Here is a 21,559-nt window from a genome sequence, read left to right as displayed (position 1 = left end):
TTAAAATCTATTCTTTAGCTGATTCGTATTCTCTTTTTAGATCGCTTGCAAGGATACACTGCTCACAGCCTATAATAAAAGCCTTTAAAGGCTCTCCTCCTTCAACAGTAAGCTGATAGTTTGCTCCTGATGGCAAAAGAAATGACATATCCTTTTTTATGTGATATTCCATTTCGTTTACAGTTACTTTCAGACCACCATTGACTACGATAATTATTTCATCTCCAACCTCTGTATCGACCCTAATTTCTTCTCCTGGTACGCCCTCATAGAGATGCAATGACAAAAAATGATTTCCATCGGTATTTGGAGAAAAGACAACCTTTTTGTTTATGCCATTTTTTCTTTCGAAAGACAACTTGTTTAAATTTTTTAATCTTGGTAGCATTATTTCACACTTACTTTATAGAATAATTTGGTACCATGCACAAAAATCTGCAAACTTTTGTACCAGTGTTTTTAACAGTGTGAAATTCACCGGGCTTTACAAATATGAATGAACCCTCTGAAATTTTTGTTTCTTCATTTTCAGATATTACTGTTGCTTCTCCTTCGAGCAAAAACATCTCATGCTCAAAATCGTGTTCGTGTGCAGGGCTCTGGCCCTCTGGTTCAATAGTAATCATCCTCATTGCGAAATTTGGAGCGCCGTCTTCTGGCGTGATAAGCCATCTTATGCTTGCGCCCTTTGCGCCGTCTACATCCATTCTCTTGTTTTCGACTTCGAAAGCATTTCCAACCTTAGCCACATTAACCTCCTAAAATTTAGTATTTTAGTATATCATTTTTTAAAAAAGGCAGAACATACATTAGAAAATTTTTTTGCTGGACATCTGTTTTTGATGAGGTGCCAACAAGCTCCTCAAAGATGTTTTTATTATTTAATTTTTCTAATGTGATCTTTTTTGCTCCCAATAGATTTCTCATGTAATCTATTGTATCGTTCAGAGTGCCAAGCTCGTCTATCAATCCAAGCGATTTTGCCTTTGCTCCAGAAAAAACTCTTCCATCTGCAATGTTTTTTAGCTTGTCAAGTGGAATGTTGCGCCTTTTTGACACATCGTATAAGAATTGACCATATGCGTCTCCTATAAGCCCCATTAAATATTCTTTGTCCTGAGGGGTAAGAGATCTAAACATAGAACCTGTATCCTTATATTCACATGTTTTTAGAGTTTCTTCTTTTACGCCAATTTTTTTCATAAGATCGTGGATGTCTAATATATTTGAAATTACACCGATGCTGCCTGTGAGAGTTGATGGCAGGGCAAAAATTTTGTCTCCAGCTATAGATACATAATATCCTCCTGAGGCTGCCATGTCTCCCATGGATACGATAATAGGCCTTCCTGTGCTTTCTTTGTAATTCATCAGGGTGTTAAATATCTCCTGGCTTGCTCCGACAGAACCTCCTGGGCTATTTACCCTTAACAGTATTCCTCTTATATTCGGATCTGCCTTTGCTCTTCTTATTGCTGAGGATACCGATTCGCTCATCTGATCGTTTATTGTTCCGTTAATTTCAATATAGCCCACCTTTACGCCAGATGGCTTAACCTTTGCAGATATGAATCCCAAAGCAAATACAATTATTAAAATAACCAGAAAAGTAAAAGCTAAACTAAGTTTTTTAAACATCTTTCGTTTTCTTCATTCTTAATAGTCTCCCCTTTTGCTATCTTTTTCTGTTTCTCTCTTTTTAATGCTCTCTCTTTTATCGTACAGTCTTTTGCCCCTTGCAAGTCCTATCTGAATTTTTGCTCTCCCCCTCGTCCAGTAAAGTCTAAGCGCTACTATTGTCAGGCCCTTGCGTTTTACATTGTTATATAGACGAAATATCTCGCCCTTGTGCGCAAGAAGCTTCCTCTTCCTCTTTGGGTCAAGGTTGTAAACATTGCCTTGATCGTAGGATGATATATGAAAATCATATAACCAAAGCTCACCCTTTTCAACCTGGCAATACGAACCAGAAAACGAAGCCCTACCCAGGCGAAGTGACTTTACTTCCGTGCCTGCGAGTTCTATTCCAGCTTCCAGGGTTTCAAGGATTTCATATTCATATCGTGCTTTTCTGTTGTCTATTGTAGGCGAGAAATTGTTCATCTTATAGTTGATAGAGTTGCTAACCCTGAAGCGTATAATATTTTCTTATCCAGACTTTCAATTTGAGATTTTGCATAAATTAAGCGGCCTTTATTTTCACTTATTTGAGCAGAAACTCTTGCATAAGTGTCTATAAGGATAGGTTTTTTAAACTTTACAGTTAATTGAGCTGTTACTACGTTGTGCCCCAACTTGACTGCTGCCCAGGTGCTCAATTCATCCAATAGCGTTGATATTATACCGCCATGTACAATGTTGTCCCAACCCTGATGCTTTTTATGAAAGTGGAATGTTGTAAATACGCCTTCTTCATCCTGAGATATCTCAAGGTGTAAGCCCAATGGATTTGCCTTTCCGCAAGCAAAGCACCAGTCATCAGCTATTAGCATAATTTCCTTTCTTCAATAATAAATTAATTAAACAAAACTTATTTTTGTGCACCCCAGCTTCGACAATAGAGATACAACCGCTTTCCGCATGCACAACTCCTTCAAGGGGTACTTACGGCACCCGGTCTGACCGCTTACCGTTGCTACCTTCCGGTCCTGGCGGGGTTCACGGTAGCGCCGCCGCGTAAGGCCTTGCTATCGACATTGCACAAAACGGTGCTGCATTACATCCCTAAGCCTTAGCTGGGGGATTAGGCCCTGCTATGGCGGATTGCAGGTACAGGGCACCGCCAGCTCCCCGCTTAGCACATTAATATTCTAACATGAAGTTTAAATAAATATGTGTGTGATTTAAAGAACCTTAAATGCTAAAATATACATATATTTTTTTAGGAGAGTGGTAACTTAATTTGTCTATATTGAATTTAGATTTGCTGAAGATATTAATTGTAATCTTTTGTAACGTAATACTTCTAATTGCTTTGTTCTATCTAACCAAGAAAAAGAAGATTTTGTATTACAAAAAAGGCGGAATGCTCTTCTTAGGTTTTATGGGCGTTGCTGTAATCACAATGATGGATGAATTGACTTCAATCTTTTACGCTCCTGGTGAAGCATTTCACTTTATTGGTGAACACGCTGTTTTTTATCTTGTTTTCACATTTGCAATGGTGACTCTTTATTCTTTTTCCCTAACCGAGGTAGCTGAGATCCTTGAGAAAAATAATCTTAAAGGGGGTGGAGTATATAACTTTTCATATCTAGTCCTTGGCCAGACTTTTTCTTTTATTGCGGTTGCCTCTATAATAGTCGACTACATTACCACTGCAGCAATGTCAAGCGTTTCTGCGATAGATAACGTTCACTCACTTTTGGCGTTCCCTCACGAACTGAAGATAATTTTTGAGATATTTATAATTTTATTTATTGCCATTCTTAACTTGATAGGTATCAAAGAAAACGTTAAGGTAACGTATTCGATATTTGTAGCAGCAGCAGTCATTCTTGTGAACGTTGCTATACTTGGGATCTTTAACTTTAATGTAGGTTTGCCTTTTCTTGTTAATGCATATCAATATAGCTTAAAGGGAATATTTAATTCCAACCCAATAAGCTCTTATACTTCTATGACCTTTAATATGTCAGCTACCATACTTGCATTTTCTGGCATTGAGTCTGTTTTGCAGACTCACTCTCTTGTAGAAAACTGGAAAACTATTAAAAAGGCATACATTACTCTTGCTTTAACTGTCGGCATCATAATACCTCTGATAGGAACTCTTGCGCTTTCTCAGGTGCCCAACCCGCTTGATCACTCTGAAGACCTCATTACCTTTTTCTCTCGCATGCTTGGGGGTCTGCCTCTTGCGATAGTAGTTGTAATCTTAGCGGCTGTTACATTGATATTTGCTGTAAATACTGCCATGGTAGCATCGGTTGAGCTTTTGGACAGGGTTGCAGAAAAGTATAAGTTTTCACCTCTGACGGCGACAAATAGATTTGGTTCAGCTTATAGAATAATCATTATTATGTCTATTGCATTTATTTCGATAATTTTAATTACATCTGGAAATCAGCATACTGTCGCTCAGATGTATGCGATTGGCCTTGTTGCTACATTTGTAATTAATCTTTTTAACCTTATAGTATACAGGGCGTATAGGGGTAGGGAGGACGTAAAAGAATACTCGACAAGCATTATCATTAACAGCATCCTATTCATATTATTTCTTGGGAGCTTTATATTTTTGTTAAAGGACAAGCCTGATGGAGCTCTTTTGTGGCTGTCATCTTTAGTTGTCTTCCTAATATTTGGCACTATTATTATAAAACATAAAAATATAGACAGGGCTATGAAGGTTTCTACCGAAAAACCTGGGGATGTAATTAACTATGTCAAAGAAAACGATATGGCCAACATACACATCTATTTTAGAAGGCCTATGGAGCATAATTTAGAGAGGTCTGACGACTCGTCAAAGATCTTCATAACCTTTTTTATGTCAAGACAGAGTATTCCAAAGAGAGTTTCTAACAACCATTTTATTATTCCAGTGAACCATTTTTGGGGAGTTGATGGTGGTATAAACGGTTTGCTGGGCTTGCTGCAAGAGAGCTTTCCCGATAAGAGGATAGTAGTACATCTCGGCTGGCCAACTTCTTCATGGCTTGAGAGGGTTGCTATGGGCTTGAGGACATATCATATATTAAGGCTGCCAACTAATTACCCAAGATTTGAGTTTAAAATGGAATTTTTCCCGCAGAAAAAATCTATAAAAAAATAAAAAAATATTCTAACTGATTACTAAGGAAGATTAAAATCTAAACCTATAATAGAGGCCAGCGAATGTGCCTCTATCCAATGATGTATTGTCTGTTATTGAGTTTCTTATAACAAACGAAGTGAATTTCGAGAGCTGCAGGTCAGCTTGATAGGTGGCTTGAGGTTTTACGTCAAGCGTGTAGGTAATAGAGGTAGAAAGTTTTTTGTTCCAGGATTTGGATACTGTAATGTCTGGTTTCCCATCGATAGACATCCCAAACGATAAACGAGATAGTCCTAAGGCTTGCTTTATAGGCTCAAAAAGTATTCCCTGTGCTTGTGATACTGCTGTTATAGGGGTCATTGCTGCTACCGTGGAGGCATACGTTACTGGATTCTTTCCCGTGCCAATCAAGGTTATTATCTGAGATTCGCTTAACTCTGGCACCGATGAAAAAGAGAGCTTTGGATTGTCTATTTGCCCGCTTACCGTAAGATAAACCTTGTACTCCGATATGCTGCTTTGTGCCAAAATGTCTACCGTACGGCTTATGGGGGTATATTTTATGTGCCCTCTTGTGATTTGAAATGGTTGATCAAAGACAGAGATCCTTCCTGAAGTTATACTAAGGTCTGTAAATATAATTGGATTGTTTAATGTGCCCGAAACCTTCACATCTCCAGCAGGGTAGAGAGTGAAGAAATCATTTTGAAAGTCTACATTTTTACCAATGTTTATATTGAGATCGAGCTTTATATTTGGCAAGGCGGATGCTGTGCCCTCAGCAAGGCCCATATGACCCTTTGTGAGATTTATATTGCCCTTTAGCACAGGGTCAAATATGTTGCCGCCTAAATTCAAATAGAAATCTGCCAGGCCATTATAAGTTTTTCCAAGGTTGGCAGAAAAATTTTTCCCTAAAATGCTTATATCTAGATCCTTTGACTTACTGTTTATATGCCCATCCAAGCTTGCTATTCCACCATTCTCTATAAGATAGCCTGTCAAGTTTATTTCATCCCCGTCAAGTTTTGCGCTAAAATCTTTTAGTTTAACCTCTTTGCCACCTACGAGTATGGTCATATTGGGTATGTTTGCATTCCCATTTAAAGTTGGAGAGTCGAAGCTGCCTGATACTTGGAGGTTTATATTCCCCTCGCTTGATTTTATGGACATATTTTTGGGTAACAGAAAAGAAAGCAGGGCAATGCTTGAATTTGATATTGAAAGCTTTAGGTCGGTAGCTTCATTGCTTTTCAGGGCCTCTTTGTTCATCGGCAAAGTACCTTGGAGGTTTGCTATATGTCCATCATTTTCCAATGAAAGGTTGCTTACCTTGAGAAATGGATAGTCTAACGACACGTTCATTGATAATTTCCCACCGCTTTTACCATTGTAAGAGACATTATTTGATGTAAGATTTATGGTTCCTCTGGTGGCTGTTTCAGAATGGTAAAGACTAAAGGTAGAATCTGCAAGCAAGCTAAAACCCTCGGAATCTACAGGGTAGTTTTTAGTTTTTCCGCTAATGTCTATGTTAGGAGTAATGCGGCCAGAAAAATTCAGTTCTCCAGAATCCTTGTAGACAGAAGCGCTATCAACAAAAAATTCCTTGTTATCTCCATGAAAGCTTATCTGCGCATTTGAGAAGGAGTAAAAGTTTGAGTAGAAATTTTTTGCGCTTACCTCACCTTTCCAATTTCCATTATCATAGCTTACGTTAAATGAAGTAGTGCCTTTAAAGTTAACTATTGGCTGATATGGCTTTCTGCTGCTTAAAACGCTCTCATAAAAAGAAAGATATGATTCGGGAGACAATATTTTGGTCCCCTTGTTCAAATCCATAGAATATACCTGATATAGAATTTCATTTGAGGGAGGTTTTTCGAAGCCCCTTATTAGCGGAATATTATATAGAAATTTTAAATTTGGCTTTTTTATTAATTGTCCCCCTTCAAAAGTAAAGGGAGAAAGCTGATATAGGGCATCTATAGATATATTTTTCCCGCTTGCAATAAATTTTTGTAAGTTTCCCTGAATATGAGCATTGTTTTCTCCCGAAAATAAAGAAAAATTAAAATCTAAATCGCTAAAGTCTCTTGACGCAACCAAACCACTGCCTTTTAAAGAGGCGCCGTATCTGGTAAGCATTGAGAAGTCAACCTTTGAACTCAAGCCAGCAGCTGTGGAATATTTTAAGTTAAATTTTGCGAAGCCATTTTCTACGTTTAGAAAGTCCTTGAGGTTTAATCTTATATCTGATGAAACAGTACTTTTTATTATGTTTCCAGAAAATTCTCCTGAGCCTATGGTCCCTGAAAAGGCTATTGGATTGTTTGATAGGTTAAATATTGAATTAAAAGGAATATTTCTATTATTGAAAGGCAAACTTCCCTGAATTTGGGCAAGTTCTCCCTGTTTGTGCAAGGTAAAGCCTACATTTCTATAATTTCCTACAAATGCAACGTTGTCACCACTTGTGGCATATCCTCCAGATATAGGATAACCAAAAAAGCTGGCATCTAAGCTGCCATGTGAAGAATGTCCATCTGTCTTAATGTCTCCGACTACATCCTTTAGCTCAATGCCATTAAATGACATGCTTGGAGTATTAAATTTGCCATAAAAATAGGGTGATTTGACGCTCTCGGTGTATAGGTATGCGCTCACAGTTGAGTTTATCTGGGTCAAAGGATAACTTGGCAAAAATATTTGCGCTTTGCCATCAGATTCCACATTGTATGTCAGGCTTATCTTTATCGGTCCGTAGTCTGAATTTGATGAAGAATAGTTTAGGTTTAAGTTTGGATAATCAAGATATAAATCAACGGGACCGCTAAAGTTTTTTCCATCAATGCTTGTCGTTATGTTGTCTGATGATATATAAATATTTGTAAGAGGCTTATCTTTATCTAATACGAAGCTCCCCCTTGCTGATACTTTTCCTGATTTTACAGATATTCTTTTATCAAGGCTAATAAACTGCAATAATTCTTTGGCTTCTATATTTTTCCCGCTGAATAGAAACTCTTTTTTATCAGGCTCAATCTTTACCGTGCAATTTATATCCCCATAATTAGAGCTTGATACCGTATTAAGATTTAATTCGCTATTTTGTACGACTCCAAACGCATTTAGAGGAAGCGTAATTGTGCTGTTTTCTATGACTAAAGTAGAATCATAGGCATCTAATATAAAGTTTGCAGGTGGAGCCCCCTCTTTTGGGGCAAATGCCTTTTCGATATCTTCTGGCAACGAAAAACCTTTGTTTTTTGTAAATATCATATTTAATGAGGCATTATAGAGTTTTACTTCAGTTGGGGTAATCTTGAATGGCAGTAGAGAAATAGAAAGCCCCACATAGACTTTTTTTGCTTTAAAGTCGTTTCCAATGCTCGCATTATAAACTGTAATTCCATTTATGCCGATTTCAGCAGATTGGAAGCTTGTGCCTTCTGGCAAATTTGAACTTATTATGGGATATATGTATGTCTTTTTTATATTATCAAGGTTTAGAAAAAGAACTGAAAATATTGCTATTAATATAAAAACAACAATGAAAGTTGCCTTAAAATATTTTAGTGCCATTTGAAGTCAGAGGGTTTAAGATTTTTTATGAAATCTTTAAATTTTTTGGTTTCCTCCTCCTCATCATTAATGTCCTTTTTGGTAAAACTTACTGATGAAGTTTCGAAGAGATCTCTTTTGACGTATATAGGAGCAAAAACTCTTACTGCAATAGCGATAGAGTCTGATGGTCTACAATCTAAATATTCCTCTTTGCCGCCTTGAGAGACCACTAATTGCGCGTAGAAAACGCCATCTTTTAGTGATTCTATAATTACTTTTACTACGTTTAAATTAAATATCTGAATAATATCGCTTATAAGGTCGTACGCAATGGGCCTGGGCGGTTTTATCTTTTCTATTGCCATAGCGATTGCGCCAGCCTCAAAAGGACCTACCCATATTGGCAAAACTCTATCTGAGTCGATTTCTTTTAAGACTACGACTGTTTGATTATTTGTTGGATCAATTGTTATGCCTAAGACTCTAACCTCTACAAGTTCTGTGGCCAATTTTTTCCCCTCTGCTTATTCCCTTTAATTTCACGTAAGGATTGCCAAGCACATCATCGAATAAAACCTTAATAAACGCCCTCTCCATAATTTTTGGATGAGGAAGGATTAAATTAGGTCTGTCTAATTTATAAGAGCATCCTATTATCTCTTCCATACTGTTTTTGTCCATACAATAATTATAACTTAATATATCAATGTCAATAACCCTTGGCCCATATCTAAACGTCTGAAATCTTCCTATTGCTTTTTCGATACGCTTACATAAGAAAAGAAGATCTTCAGGAGAAAGCTTTGTCTTGATAACTATTAAACAATTTGTAAAATATGGCTGGTCGGCAACTTCAAGCGGATCTGTCGTGTAGGTGCTCGAAACCTTAACTATTTCACAGCAACTTTGTTTCAAATATCCTATTGCTTTGGTTAAATATTCTATTCTATAGCCGATGTTTGAGCCAAGAGACAAAAATGAAAATGGCATTTAAATGGTTGCTTTTCTCACTTCTTCTGCCATATCGCAAGACAATCTTACTTCTTTAGGATCATGAACTCGAAGTGCGTGAACGCCTTTGTATACGCATATGCTTGATATACTGATAGTCGCAGGCAGCCTCTCTTCAGTGGGCACGCCTTTTGAAACGGCTCCAGTAAAACTCTTTCTGGATGGGCCTAATAAATGAAGAAAATCTTCCTTTAAAAACCTCTCATAGTTTGCGCATAGCTTTAAGTTATCTTCTAAATTTTTTCCAAATCCAAGTCCTACATCTAAAAGTATATTTTCTTTTGTAAAACCAGCGTCTAAAGCCTGATTCGCCTGGTTAAATAAAAAATCTGAAATTTCGCTAAAAATATCGTTGTATTCAGGACTTATCTGCATCTCTTTAGGATTTTTTTTCATGTGCATTATGACTATACCGGGTTTTGGGTTAAATGACGAAATTGTCTCTAACATACCCTCAGATCTTAGCCCGAAAATATCATTTATTATAATTGCCCCCTCTTCAAGGACAATTTTTGCCACTTCTGGTTTGTAGGTATCTACCGAAACGCTTATGCCATTCTTAACGAGGTCCTTCAGAACCGGTAAGATTCTTTTTATTTCAACTTCTAACGGAGTAGGATCTGTAAATGGCTTTGTAGATTCTCCGCCAAGATCTATTATATCTGCTCCATCTTCAACCATTTTAAAAGCCCTTTTTATGGCCATGTCAGGGCCGTCCCACTTACCGCCATCATAGAAGGAATCTGGCGTGACGTTTAGAATGCCAAAGATAATAGTCTTATTTAATTTAAAACTCTTATCCCGCGCCTTGAACATCAGATAATTCTGCCGAATATCAAGCTAAGCACTTCAGACCTTGTGGACGAAGAAGCCTTAAATGCCCCTCTTAGCGCAGATGTAACCGTATTGTGTCCCGGCTTTCTTACGCCTCGCATGCTCATACAAAGATGTTCTGCCTCTACCACGGCTGCAACGCCCAAAGGATCGAGACCCTTCATTATGGTGTTGGCTATATCAGAAGTTAATCTCTCCTGAAGTTGGGGTTTTTTTGAGAGTATGTCAACCACTCTGGCAATCTTGGAAAGCCCTACCACTCTGCCGTCTTTTGGGAGATATGCCACATGTGCCTTCCCAATAAAGGGAATCAAGTGGTGTTCGCACACAGAATAAAAAGGAATATCCCTTATAAGCACCATTTCATCTGTGTTCTCGTGATATTCTACGTTAAGCACTGACATAGGGTCTTCGTTTATACCTGAAAAAATCTCCTCATACATTCTTGCTATTCTATCTGGGGTTTCTTTGAGTCCTTCTCGCTCTGGGTTTTCTCCAACTGCTACCAATATGTCATATACTGCTTTTTTTATCTTTTCATGATCCATTTTATCTCCTTAGGAAAACTACAAGATTTTGAATTCTAATATATTCTAATATTTCTTAACCTTTTTATCCTCTCTTCGAAAGGCGGATGTGTGCTGAATAGATTAGCTAAAGCGTCACCCTTCAGAGGATTCATTATATACATGTGAGAAATAGCAGGTGAGGTGTCTGATGGCACTAATTCAACCCCTCTGTGCAATTTCTCCAGGGCATCAGCTAACGCGTCTGGATCGCGCGATAACTTTGCTCCTTCCTCATCTGCAAGAAACTCTCTTGACCTTGATATAGCGAATTGGATAAGCATTGCGGCTATTGGCGCAAGGATTAGCATTAATATTCCTCCTACAAGAGATAGTGGGCTGTTGTTATCATCTCTGTCTGAGTTTGTGCCAAATATCATAGCCCATCGAGCCATATCGGCTACAAAGGTTATGGTGGAGGCCAGTACGGCCGCTAAGCTGGATATTAGAATATCCCTGTGCTTAACGTGACCCATTTCATGTCCTAAAACTCCCTTTAACTCCCTTGGGCTAAGTATTTTAAGAATGCCGCTGGTAACAGCTACTGCTGCATGTTCTGGATCTCTGCCTGTTGCAAAAGCGTTAGGCGATGGATCGTCGGTGATATATATTTTCGGCTTTGGCAAATTGGCCCTATATGAAAGTTCTTCGACTATATCGTGAAGAATTGGCATCTCTTCCCTGGTAACCTCTCTTGCTCTTGTCATCTTAAGGACTATTTTGTCTGAGAACCAGTATGAAACAAAATTCATACCCAATGCGATAATAAAGGCTATCACAAGACCGCTTTGCCCGCCTATGAGGCCTCCCATGCTTATTAAGATTACGCTTAGCAATCCAAGGAGTAAAAATGTTTTAATTTGATCTCCCATTGGTTTTTACCTCCTTTATATATGGATTTACCCAATTGTCAATTGTGCTTATATTTGTTTCTCCTACATCAACGTCTTTTACAACCCCCTCTGGGTCGACAAAGACCAATGTGGGGATTGATGTGATCCCATAAAGTCTTGAAACATCTCCATTTTTATCGGAGAGTATAGGAAATGACATTGGATAGTCGCTAATGAATTTCAAAATTCTACTATTTTCATCTTCTACATTTATGCCAAATACTAATACATTTTCTTTGAATGATTTATATAGAGTGTTGATTTGTGGCATTTCAACTCTGCAGTGAGGACACCATGTCGCCCAAAAAACTAACAAGACGGGTTTGCCTCTGTATTGTGATAAGTTTACTTCAAAACCAGCTATATCCTTTAGTGTAAAATTCGGAGCTCTCTTGCCTATAAGCTGAGTTGCACCTTCGTTTTTTGTAACTTCTTTGTGCTCAGCCTTCTGACCACATCCAGATAAAGCTAAAATTCCAATCATCATCAAGGTGAAAAAAACGTATTTCAAAGCAAAATATCTCCTAAATTTCATTTATTATATTTTAACAAGAAAATATACTTTTTTCAAATTAAAATTAGATTATATTGAACGATCTTATTTTTACTAAGCTACATTTGATAAGACGAAAATTTTGATCTATTGAGAGAGTTTAGTATTAAAATGATTTATAAGTCTTAATACGAGGTATTAAATGTACTTTTTTAAGAACAAAAGAAATTTTTTGATAATTGTTGTCGTTTTGCTTATGGCGGGGCTATTTCTTTATAGAACTTTTGGAACGCACAGAACCAATTCATACCAGAATAACAGCAATTATTCTGAAAATTCCAATAGCAGCAGCTATCCTAAAAATTCTTATAACAATTACAACGATTCATATAGTGACAGTTTTAAAAATATTGAGGTTAGTGGCGCTATCTACAATTTGAAGTTTAGAACCTCTAAGAGAGGCAATGAATATACCACTTTTAAGGTAAAGACAGAAGACAATAAAATCTATAATTGCTATTCTCCAAAATGGCTATCTATCAAAAATAACGAAGTATTAAAAGTAAGCGGAAAGTATTTTGAGACCAAGCATGTTGGAAGATACACCTTCTACAATGAGATTGATGTGGAAAATTTTAGCTCTATTAAGTGACAACATTTATATTTTTTTGTGTTTTAAGTTATTAAATAGTATAATTATTTAAAGGATTTTAGAATTAATGTTGTGCAACAAATGATCTTTTGGCAAAATTTTAACTCAATTGTTAGATGTTATTAAATAAAAGGGGGTATTATGAAAAAGCTTTTCTCGATTTTTAGCCTTGTATTGATATTTTTATTTTCAGGTTTCAACGTTTCTAATTCTTTGGCTGCCGTTAGGTGGTATTACATTTCTTCAAACAATTATTCTGTTTCTTATCTTGATACGTATAGTTTGATTCTGGAAAAGAATAATTTTTTTGAAGAATATGACGTATGGGTAAAGGATGTATTTAATAAAGATTATTATGAGCTCAATCATTATCTATATCGTATTTATCCAAATAATGGTCCCAAACAGGTAAGATAATTAGAAAAGATATCCTGTGACAGTGAAAACAATATTCTTTACGACTCTGATTTTGGCGCAAAACTGCCCTGGGTAGACGTTACCTCACAAGACAATCAAGCACAAATTCTTAATAGGGTCACGAAGTATTTTACAGACAGTGATTCGACTTATAAAAATCAGCACTTAATTGTCAGCAAATACTTTATACAGATACATAACCCATGGCGCTAAATATATACTCTTGTTCAACTTATAAAATTCCCTAGATAATGCCTTAATAGTTGTAGTAAAATCAAGTTATGGAATTCAGAGGAAAAATTTTTTCAATATATTCTTTTTACATAGCTGAAGAAATAAACCTTGCCCTTGCGCAAAACCTTCTTAACGCTTCAAAAAGGGTGGATTTTAGGAGATCGAAATCTACTCCTAAAAGGTTGAAATATGAAACCTCTCCCCTAACTGTTAACTTGGAAATGCCGTTTGACTTTGATATTATTGATGACTTTTATCCCTCCAATGCGAATCTAAAGATTTTTGATTTTGGGGCAGTTTCCATTTCACTCCTGTGGAATGGCAAAACTGAATTTGTGAACTTAAAAGATATTTCATCAGATCTATTTGATAGCGACCTTGAAGAGAGAGTCTGCAGCTATGTATCTGGGTTGAAAAGTTCTTTAAATAAGACCCTGAAGAAGCCCTTTGAAGAGCTAATATATGAAGACTACATAGTGTTTCAGACAGACGATGTTGAAATTGAACCGTCCTTATTCCTTAAAAAAAACAAAGAAATTTTAGGCCATATACTTAGGATGGAGAAGTCCAATCTATCACAGATGGAGATAGAAGAGGCTACACAGATAGTGCATAGTTATTATGAATTTGATATGGTGATAATCGATTACAATGCCTCATTTGTTGTGGACACTGACTATGAAGACATCCTGGAGATAATTGAATTCTCTCAAGTTGAACTGGCTCAAATTAGGGCGTTGGATAGAATGCTGGACAAAAATTTAGATTATTTTGAGTCCATTCTTGAAAAAAGATCAGTTTTTCTGCCTCCAATTAGAGGTATAAGTCTCTTTTTCTTGAACGTTTCGCTTAATAGAGAAAGGCTCGACAATGCCTTGAAGCTGATAGGGGACTTGTATCTTGCAAGGATCTACAGATCGCTTGGTTTGAAGCTACATGTATCAGACTGGGAAAACTCGCTTGAAAGAAATTTGAAAACCCTTTCAGAAATATATCAGTTATTAAGAGAAGATTTTTTCCAAAAGATTGCGAACTTTCTTGAAATTACTATTATTCTTTTAATCTTGATAGAGATAATATTAGGCTTATTGAGGTTTTTGTAGCAAACAATTCTGTTAAAAAAGAGGCCATGAAGTAAGTTTTACCTTCATGGCCGTGCTGTGGGGGGAACCCAGAGAATATTATATCAAAAAATTTTGAGTTTTAAATAATTATGTGCAAATTTTTTATAAGCTTTGCTTATATATGAAATTGTGGCTTCTTTTATGCTACTTTATAAAAACTTGCTATAAGTTAGCAAATATCTAAGGCTTTGATTCTGGAAATATATTATAAAACATCAAGGCAACGCCACCCAAGAAATTTATAACAAAGTGAGCTATCATAGGGGCTAATATTGATCCCTGTTGCAAGTAAAGTATTCCTAAGATATATCCAACTCCTGAGATATATATTGCATAAAAAAGGCCCTTAATGTTTATTTCTGGCGTGTGTAAAATTCCAAAGAAAATGGACGCAATATATATCCCAAGAAAATTCTGCATTAATCCTCTAAAAAACATTTCTTCACAAAAAGCGCTGAGCAATGAAATATAAAATATCTCTACTATATTAACCCGTTTAAAGATATTAATAGAGAGGGCTTGGCTTATCTTTTCTGCAAATAAAAAAACTTTTGAGACGTAGAATCCCAGTAAAAAAATTAACGTTCCGACCAATATTGATGTAAATATGCCCTGCGTATCTATATAAAAGTCAGGCATCTGCTGAAACGTTTCTAAAATAAAAATTGATATTGCTACAAGAAAAAGTTCTCCTATGGTAGAGAATAAGAGAAATCTATCCTTCATAGCAGCTTTTTTGATATTTCTTTTAGGTCTTTTCTTATTTTTTCTTTTCTTAAGCCGTATTCTATTCCATCAACCAGCGCAATATAACTTGCTTCAATAATATTGCTTGATACCCCAAGGGTTGTCCATGTCTCATCTGAGTCTGTGTGGTCTATTAGAACCCTTACTCCTGCTCCTGTGCCTGAGCTCCCTCCAAGAACACGAACTCTATAATCAGATAGATGTATTCTTTCAAGAGATGGAAAGTGGCTGTAGAGCGCCGATCTAAGCGCTTTGTCCATTGCGTTTACAGGACCGTTTCCGTCTCCAACGCTATGGCTTATTTTGCCTTCGACGATTAATTTTATTACTGCCTCTGCATAGATCTCTTTTAGCCTTTCGTTGTATTCTACAGTAGTTTTCCAGTATATTAAGTCAAAGAGCTCATTCCTTGTACACAGACCCTTCCATAAAAGTATCTCAAAAGATGCTTCAGCGGCTTCAAATTGATAGCCTTGATTTTCAAGCTCTTTTATGGAAGAGAGTATCTTCCTTGTTTCTGGCCTATTTTTATTTAAATCTATTCCCATCTCTTTAGCCTTGAATATTATATTGCTTGTGCCAGAAAGCTCTGAAATTACCACCCTTCTCTTGTTCCCTATTATTTCTGGGTTTATGTGCTCGTATGTTTTTGGATTTGTCAGGACGGCGCTTACGTGTATGCCTCCTTTGTGAGCAAAAACCGATTTCCCTACGAATGGCTGATGATCGTTTGGCGTTATGTTGGCTATTTCATCTATAAATCTGGAAAGAGGAGTTAGGGCTTTTAGCTTTTCCTCATCAAAGAGGGGGGTGTTCATTTTTAGCTGCAAAATAGGTATTAAAGAACACAGATTCGCATTGCCTGCTCTTTCTCCAAAACCATTAATAGTACCCTGAACCTGGATTATTCCTTCTTGAACAGCCGCAATTGAGTTGGCCACAGCAAGCTCGCTATCGTTGTGGCAGTGTATGCCAAGCGCTACATTTTTGCCTAAGTAAGATTTTACTTCCCTTATTATGTCTCGAATCTCATCTGGCAGGGTGCCACCGTTTGTGTCAGCTAAGACTATCCTTTTTGCTTTTGCGTCCTTTGCCCTTTTTAATACAGCAAGCGCATATTCTTTGTTATTCTTAAAACCATCGAAAAAATGCTCTGCGTCAAAAAATACTGATTTGCCCTTTGAATTTAGATATGATATGGTGTCGAAAACCATATTTAAGTTTTCTTCAAGATTAGTCTTCAATGCCTCTTTTACGTGCAGATCCCAAGACTTTCCAAATATCGTGATAACGCTTGTATTGGCATTCAGTAGCGATATTACATTTTTGTCATCTTCTGGTAGGGCATTTACCCTTCTCGTCGATCCAAACGCTGTAAGCTTAGAAAAATTTAACTTTATATCCTTTACGTGTTCAAAAAATTTTTCGTCTTTAGGATTGGACCCTGGCCAACCTGCTTCTATGTAGTCTATTCCAAAGTCGTCTAACTTTTTGACTATCTTTAATTTATCTTCTAAGGTTAGAGATATGCCCTCTCTCTGGGCTCCGTCTCTTAGGGTAGTGTCATAAAGCTCTATTTTTCTTGATAACTTTTTCATAATTATGTCTCAGATAAAATTTTGCCGATTTCTAAGCACTTTTTTACTTCTTCTGGTTTTAGGGAAAACCTTGTTTCAATTTTTTCTATAACCTCTACTCCAAGCGGTTTCATGGCTTCTTCTATTTCTTTTACTGCGCCGCCCGACCAACCATAAGAGCCAAATACGGCTGCCTTTTTGCCCTTTAATTTTAGAAGTCTCATCAGCCTTAACAGTGGCAATATGTTTGGAAATACGCCGTTGTAAACCGTGGGCGAACCTACTGCAAAGGCTTTAGAGGTCATGATCTCTCCCATAATAACAGAGACCGGATCCTCTCTAAGGTCAAATACCTTTACTTCACAGTCTGAGCACCCTGCTCCCTCAGAGATTAACTTTGCCATCTTTTCTGTAGTGTGCCACATAGATGTGTAAACTATCACTACCTTGTTCTCTGTAGGGTCATTTATTAATTTTTCTGTAGTGTCGAATATATATTTGATGTCTTCTGGCCTTCTGTAAAATGGTCCATGTGCTGGGAATATTATTGTGGGGTTTAGCGACTTATAGTATTCGAGAGCCTTTTTTGTGAGGGATTCGAAAGGCCTCATTAAGAACGCGAAATAATCTCTGATAAATGGATATATATCTGATTGTGTTTGATCGTAGAATGGTTTTGATAGCGATATGAGGCAGCCAAAGAAGTCTGAGGTAAAGAGCCACCCCTTTTCTGGGATATATAGACTGGTAGTATCAGGCCAGTGGGTCATTGGCATTGATTTTAAGTTTAGAGTTTTTTCTCCAATCGATAGGCTTTCCCCTGATTTTAAAACTAAAACTCTTGAATCATCAAGATCTGGCAAAAAGTTTTTTATAAACTCATAATTCTTTTCAAGACATACAACTTTCATATTTTTAAATTCTTTGAGATATTCAATGATAGAGCCTGCATGATCTGGCTCTGTATGTAAAGATATAAGGTAATCTACCTCTTTGCCTTGAGTTATTTCTTTTATTTTACAGATGGACTCTTTTCCGTAGCACTCTTTCACGCTGTCTATAACTGCTATCTTTTCGTCTAAGATGAGAAAAGAGTTATACTTGTTCCCTTGAGGGGTATATACCCCGTGAAAATCTCTTATTTCCCAATCTAAAGCGCCTACATCATATAATGAATCTGCTAATTTACAATTCATATCTCTTCCTCCTGTTTAGTTATCTCCTATAGAATATTATTGGTTTGTTTCGAATGCTCTGAGATGGCACTATTTCTGGATAGCCTACTATTATAGGCGCTACTGCACTGTATTCTGTGGATACCTTGAATTTATTTTTTGTTTCTTCTAGATCCATATATTCTCTTGCAAACCCTATCCAGCAAGTTCCAAGGTCTATCGAATGAGCTTCAAGCATAAGATTTTGGGCAGCAAGGGCTGTGTCCTCTTTTGAATAAAGCCCATTATCCTTTGCATAAATAGTTATTAAAACGGGCGCATTGTAAAATATGTTGAAATCATCCTTTTCTAAAACGCCCCTGTATTTTTCCAACGCAGGGAAATTCGTCATATTTTCTAAAAGCAACTTTTTTGAGTTATCTGATATGGTTTGTAGAACTGCCTTGTCCTGAATTACTACGAAAGCCCACGGTTGTGAATTCATAGCGCTTGGCGCCCACATGGCAGCCTCGATTAATCGATCTATTTTTTCAGATTCAACCGTAATATCCTTAAATTTTCTAACAGACCTTCTTGACTTGATAATTTCAAGTATGCTCATAGATTACCTCCTTAAAAATTAGCTAATAATCTATTTTATACGAAATTTGATAATAATAAAAATCTAAAAAATTTTTAAAGATTTTTGTACGTTTAGAATGCTGACAGATAAGATTTTCAAAAAAAGCTCTTGCCAGCATGTGCTCAAGTATATAACTATGCTGCCGACAAGAGCCTAAATAAATTTTGCTATATTTTAAATTTTGAAGTTTTATCGTTTAGTTTCTCTACATGAACGCTTAGGTTCTTTGAGATGTTTTCCACGTCCTCCATCATAGAACTCAATTCCTTTGAAAGAGCGGACTCTTCGTTCGCAGCAATGGAGCCATCTTTTGCAATTACTGATAGCCCATCGATATCTTTTTTCAATTCTGATGTAGAGGCGTTCATCTCTTGAGCGCTTGCAGTATATTCTTCCGAAAGGGCTGCAAGGTTGCTGATATTTGTTTCTATACTTCTAATGTCTTCTTCTACCTTTGTTACGTTGTTTTGGGCTGATTGTATCTCTTTAAGAAGTCTGTCAATGTTTGAGCTGATTTGCTCAAAGGCTTCTCTTGAGTCCTTCGTTATGGTTCTGCCCTTTTTTACCTCTTCAAGAGTAGTTTTCATTGCTTCTGAAGCCAAGGTCGTTTCCTGCTTGGTTTGCTCTATAAGCTCTCCAATATTTTTGGCAGCCTTTTGGGATTCTTCGGCTAATTTTCTAACCTCGTCTGCAACTACTGCGAATCCTCTTCCTGCATCGCCAGCTCGTGCTGCCTCTATTGCCGCATTTAAAGCCAAGAGGTTTGTCTGTTCAGAGATCTGAGATATGATGTCTACTATTTTTACTATATCATTTGATCTTTCTGATAGGGATATTATTGTCTTCGATAGATCTTCGACAGAGTTCAATATCTGCAAAGAGGAAGAATCGTTTCGCTCTATCAACAAAGATCCCATTTTGGACTTCTCTTCAGCTTCTGATGCAAGAGAACCTACTCCTCTGGTGGTCTTAAGGAGGATTTGTGCGTTTTCTGAAATTTTGCCCATTTTGTCAGCAACGCTTGATGCAGAGTTTGCCTGATCTTCTGCGCCTTTTGCTATTGACTCTATGGCTCCCAATAAGATGGTTACATGATTGTTTAGCTTTTCTAATGTAGCGCTTAGCTCTTCAGAATTTTGAGCTGTCTTGTCGGCATAGCTTGAGCTCTCGCTTGACGCGTATTTTGCGTCTGACGAAAGATTTGACAGCTTGTTAGAGGCTTGGGACAGATCGTCAAGTACAGCTTTTATATCGTGCAGAATCTCAGAGAAGTTATCTCTAAGCTTTAGAGATGCCTGGGCAATTTGCCCTATCTCATCTCTTGATGACACGCTTATATCAGAGCACAGATCTCCAGTAGAAAGGCAATCTATATCAGTCTTTGCTTTTGAAAGCGGCCTTATTAATATAAACTCTATTCCTGCACCGATTATCAGAAACCCTATCAGGAGACAAAGAATAATTGTAATTATTTGAACTATTAGCGAGTTATATATTGGACCGTCTATAAGCGATGGTGGATACGAGAGAACATAAGAGCCTACCACCTTATTATTTGAATCTTTAAGAGGGATCACTACATTGTAGTAATCATTTCCAAGAAAGTTAAATCTTTGGATAAAACTTTCGCCCTTTGTTAGCTTGTCATAAATATTTTGGGGGATTTTTTGATTTTTGACATCTTTATTTAAAGTTGATGCGACAATGTCTTGGCCAAACGTGAACGTTGCATCAATATTTAATAATTTTTTCATCTCGCTTGCCAGCCTGTTTGAGTCGAAAATCGTATACCCTGCGCTCACTGTGCCTATAACGTTACCGTTACTATCCTTGACTGGCGATCCTGCACGAATAGAGAGCTTGACTACCTTTCCTTCCTCAATGCCAACGGTATTTTCTCCCTTGAGTGCCTTTTGAACGTTTATTTGATTTGCTATAGAATCTCCAATTGGCGTGTTAAGAGAATGTGCTCTTATGATGACGTCTCCTTTGTTGTCTGTTACCACAATGTAGAGGTCTTTGTATTCCTTTATATATGGGACAAGTACGTTTTTCAATAGATCGAAATTCTTCGTTTCTACTCCTTTTACCACGCTCTCCTTATCTGAGAGCAGTTTTGCCATATCTTTAGATCTAGATGTATATCCCTGCAAAAGTTCATTTGAGGCGTCCATTGCATAATGAAGTTTCTCTTGGGCGCTTTTGTGCCCGTTTTCAAAAAGCTGAAATGAAGTAAGAGTTATAAGAGCAACGCCGAATATAAAGAAACTAAGAAAAGTAATTGCTAAAAGCTTTTTCCTCAAGGACCAATTCTTAATAATATTCATAAAATAATTCTCCCCTAAAATAAAAATAATATACAATATTTTATCACTAAAAAATTAGTAATTTCTAATCTAATTTTGTTTTTAAATTAGAAAAATTTATTATTTCATGTGTATTATTTATTATTTTGATTAATAAATTTTATAGGCTCCCCATACTGGTCAATGTGTCCATCCCGCCTCTGGTATTGTAAACAAGAGTAATTTTTATTCTATCTGTTTTTAATAGCTTTTTTAGATCGTCAAATATTTTTTTTGTGGCTGCTTCCTGGTATATTCCTACATTTCTGAATGATATCAGATAGTATTTCAGGCTTTTCAGCTCTACACAAAACCCGCCATCAGGAAAATATTCAATAATCAATTTTCCTATATCAGGCAGTCCGCTAAATGGGCAAACAGCACTAAATTCATTTGTTTCAATCTTTATATATTCTTCAGCCATAAACTCGAATCCTTCCAGAAAATCTGGCATAATATAGGATTCATCTTTAAATTCAAATATTTTTCCGCTAGCCTCTGGCATAAACACTCCTTTTCTATCATCATTTTATATTTAATAAT

Annotated in this window: 22 protein-coding genes and 1 other RNA gene; 4 read left to right on the top strand and 19 right to left on the bottom strand. The window is 36.8% G+C overall.

All coding sequences use genetic code 11. The features are described 5' to 3' along the window. Positions 1–7: 7 nt before the first annotated feature. From V4762_RS00415 to ffs, 6 genes are all read right to left on the bottom strand, one after another. Positions 8–388: a cupin domain-containing protein gene (locus tag V4762_RS00415; RefSeq protein WP_347313786.1), complete on the bottom strand. Its 381-nt coding sequence runs from the start codon at positions 386–388 to the stop codon at positions 8–10. A gap of 10 nt (positions 389–398) precedes the next feature. Next, entirely contained in the window at positions 399–749 is a 351-nt protein-coding gene (locus V4762_RS00410) for a cupin domain-containing protein (protein WP_347313785.1), read from the bottom strand. Between the two features lie 16 nt (positions 750–765). Then, positions 766–1,638 (bottom strand): signal peptide peptidase SppA, encoded by an 873-nt coding sequence (gene sppA / locus V4762_RS00405; protein ID WP_347313784.1) that lies wholly within the window; start codon positions 1,636–1,638, stop codon positions 766–768. An 18-nt stretch (positions 1,639–1,656) separates the two neighbouring features. Then, entirely contained in the window at positions 1,657–2,103 is a 447-nt protein-coding gene (gene smpB, locus V4762_RS00400; protein ID WP_347313783.1) for an SsrA-binding protein SmpB, read from the bottom strand. Next, on the bottom strand, positions 2,100–2,492 hold the full coding sequence (locus tag V4762_RS00395; protein WP_347313782.1) for a PaaI family thioesterase: 393 nt from the start codon (positions 2,490–2,492) through the stop codon (positions 2,100–2,102). Before V4762_RS00395 ends, smpB begins: the two co-directional genes overlap by 4 nt. Positions 2,493–2,536: 44 nt before the next feature. Further along, positions 2,537–2,803, bottom strand: an RNA gene (ffs, locus tag V4762_RS00390) — signal recognition particle sRNA large type. 99 nt (positions 2,804–2,902) lie between these two features. Between ffs and V4762_RS00385 the strand changes: the two genes are divergently transcribed. Next, the gene (locus tag V4762_RS00385) at positions 2,903–4,777 is read left to right on the top strand and encodes an APC family permease (RefSeq protein WP_347313781.1); all 1,875 of its coding nucleotides are present in this window, start codon (positions 2,903–2,905) and stop codon (positions 4,775–4,777) included. A 30-nt stretch (positions 4,778–4,807) separates the two neighbouring features. Here V4762_RS00385 and V4762_RS00380 read toward each other — a convergent pair whose 3' ends face one another. The 7 genes from V4762_RS00380 to V4762_RS00350 are packed head-to-tail and all read right to left on the bottom strand — an operon-like array spanning position 4,808 to position 12,141. Further along, complete coding sequence (locus tag V4762_RS00380) at positions 4,808–8,344, bottom strand: translocation/assembly module TamB domain-containing protein (protein WP_347313780.1); 3,537 nt, start codon at positions 8,342–8,344, stop codon at positions 4,808–4,810. After that, a complete protein-coding gene (locus V4762_RS00375) occupies positions 8,335–8,835 on the bottom strand; it encodes a bifunctional nuclease family protein (RefSeq protein ID WP_347313779.1) in 501 nt (166 codons plus the stop codon). The genes V4762_RS00380 and V4762_RS00375 overlap by 10 nt, the downstream gene beginning before the upstream one ends. After that, positions 8,810–9,316, bottom strand: coding sequence for a 2-amino-4-hydroxy-6-hydroxymethyldihydropteridine diphosphokinase (gene folK, locus V4762_RS00370; protein WP_347313778.1), 507 nt, complete (start codon positions 9,314–9,316; stop codon positions 8,810–8,812). The genes V4762_RS00375 and folK overlap by 26 nt, the downstream gene beginning before the upstream one ends. Then, a complete protein-coding gene (gene folP, locus V4762_RS00365; protein ID WP_347313777.1) occupies positions 9,317–10,153 on the bottom strand; it encodes a dihydropteroate synthase in 837 nt (278 codons plus the stop codon). Continuing rightward, on the bottom strand, positions 10,153–10,719 hold the full coding sequence (folE, locus tag V4762_RS00360; protein ID WP_347313776.1) for a GTP cyclohydrolase I FolE: 567 nt from the start codon (positions 10,717–10,719) through the stop codon (positions 10,153–10,155). Before folE ends, folP begins: the two co-directional genes overlap by 1 nt. Before the next feature lie 35 nt (positions 10,720–10,754). Further along, positions 10,755–11,609 (bottom strand): zinc metalloprotease HtpX, encoded by an 855-nt coding sequence (locus V4762_RS00355; protein ID WP_347313775.1) that lies wholly within the window; start codon positions 11,607–11,609, stop codon positions 10,755–10,757. After that, on the bottom strand, positions 11,593–12,141 hold the full coding sequence (locus V4762_RS00350) for a TlpA disulfide reductase family protein (RefSeq protein ID WP_347313774.1): 549 nt from the start codon (positions 12,139–12,141) through the stop codon (positions 11,593–11,595). The genes V4762_RS00355 and V4762_RS00350 overlap by 17 nt, the downstream gene beginning before the upstream one ends. 184 nt (positions 12,142–12,325) lie before the next feature. On the opposite strand from V4762_RS00350, the gene V4762_RS00345 reads away from it, so the two are divergent. The 3 genes from V4762_RS00345 to V4762_RS00335 all read left to right on the top strand — a co-directional run bounded on the left by V4762_RS00345 (position 12,326) and on the right by V4762_RS00335 (position 14,529). After that, entirely contained in the window at positions 12,326–12,775 is a 450-nt protein-coding gene (locus V4762_RS00345; RefSeq protein ID WP_347313773.1) for a hypothetical protein, read from the top strand. A 141-nt stretch (positions 12,776–12,916) separates the two neighbouring features. Continuing rightward, a complete protein-coding gene (locus tag V4762_RS00340; protein ID WP_347313772.1) occupies positions 12,917–13,192 on the top strand; it encodes a hypothetical protein in 276 nt (91 codons plus the stop codon). 281 nt (positions 13,193–13,473) lie between these two features. Further along, a complete protein-coding gene (locus tag V4762_RS00335) occupies positions 13,474–14,529 on the top strand; it encodes a hypothetical protein (protein WP_347313771.1) in 1,056 nt (351 codons plus the stop codon). Between the two features lie 201 nt (positions 14,530–14,730). Here V4762_RS00335 and V4762_RS00330 read toward each other — a convergent pair whose 3' ends face one another. The 6 genes from V4762_RS00330 to queF all read right to left on the bottom strand — a co-directional run bounded on the left by V4762_RS00330 (position 14,731) and on the right by queF (position 21,521). Beyond that, on the bottom strand, positions 14,731–15,276 hold the full coding sequence (locus tag V4762_RS00330; protein ID WP_347313770.1) for a CPBP family intramembrane glutamic endopeptidase: 546 nt from the start codon (positions 15,274–15,276) through the stop codon (positions 14,731–14,733). After that, positions 15,273–16,895, bottom strand: coding sequence for a citramalate synthase (cimA, locus tag V4762_RS00325; RefSeq protein ID WP_347313769.1), 1,623 nt, complete (start codon positions 16,893–16,895; stop codon positions 15,273–15,275). The genes V4762_RS00330 and cimA overlap by 4 nt, the downstream gene beginning before the upstream one ends. Positions 16,896–16,897: 2 nt before the next feature. Next, positions 16,898–18,070: an FprA family A-type flavoprotein gene (locus V4762_RS00320; RefSeq protein WP_347313768.1), complete on the bottom strand. Its 1,173-nt coding sequence runs from the start codon at positions 18,068–18,070 to the stop codon at positions 16,898–16,900. A gap of 19 nt (positions 18,071–18,089) precedes the next feature. After that, positions 18,090–18,650: a nitroreductase family protein gene (locus V4762_RS00315; RefSeq protein ID WP_347313767.1), complete on the bottom strand. Its 561-nt coding sequence runs from the start codon at positions 18,648–18,650 to the stop codon at positions 18,090–18,092. 188 nt (positions 18,651–18,838) lie between these two features. Then, on the bottom strand, positions 18,839–20,998 hold the full coding sequence (locus V4762_RS00310) for a methyl-accepting chemotaxis protein (protein WP_347313766.1): 2,160 nt from the start codon (positions 20,996–20,998) through the stop codon (positions 18,839–18,841). A 139-nt stretch (positions 20,999–21,137) separates the two neighbouring features. Then, a complete protein-coding gene (gene queF, locus V4762_RS00305; RefSeq protein WP_347313765.1) occupies positions 21,138–21,521 on the bottom strand; it encodes a preQ(1) synthase in 384 nt (127 codons plus the stop codon). Positions 21,522–21,559 lie beyond the last annotated feature (38 nt).

Source organism: Thermodesulfobium sp. 4217-1 (assembly GCF_039822205.1).
GTDB lineage: Bacteria > Thermodesulfobiota > Thermodesulfobiia > Thermodesulfobiales > Thermodesulfobiaceae > Thermodesulfobium.
This window is presented reverse-complemented; position numbering and strand designations above follow the sequence as displayed.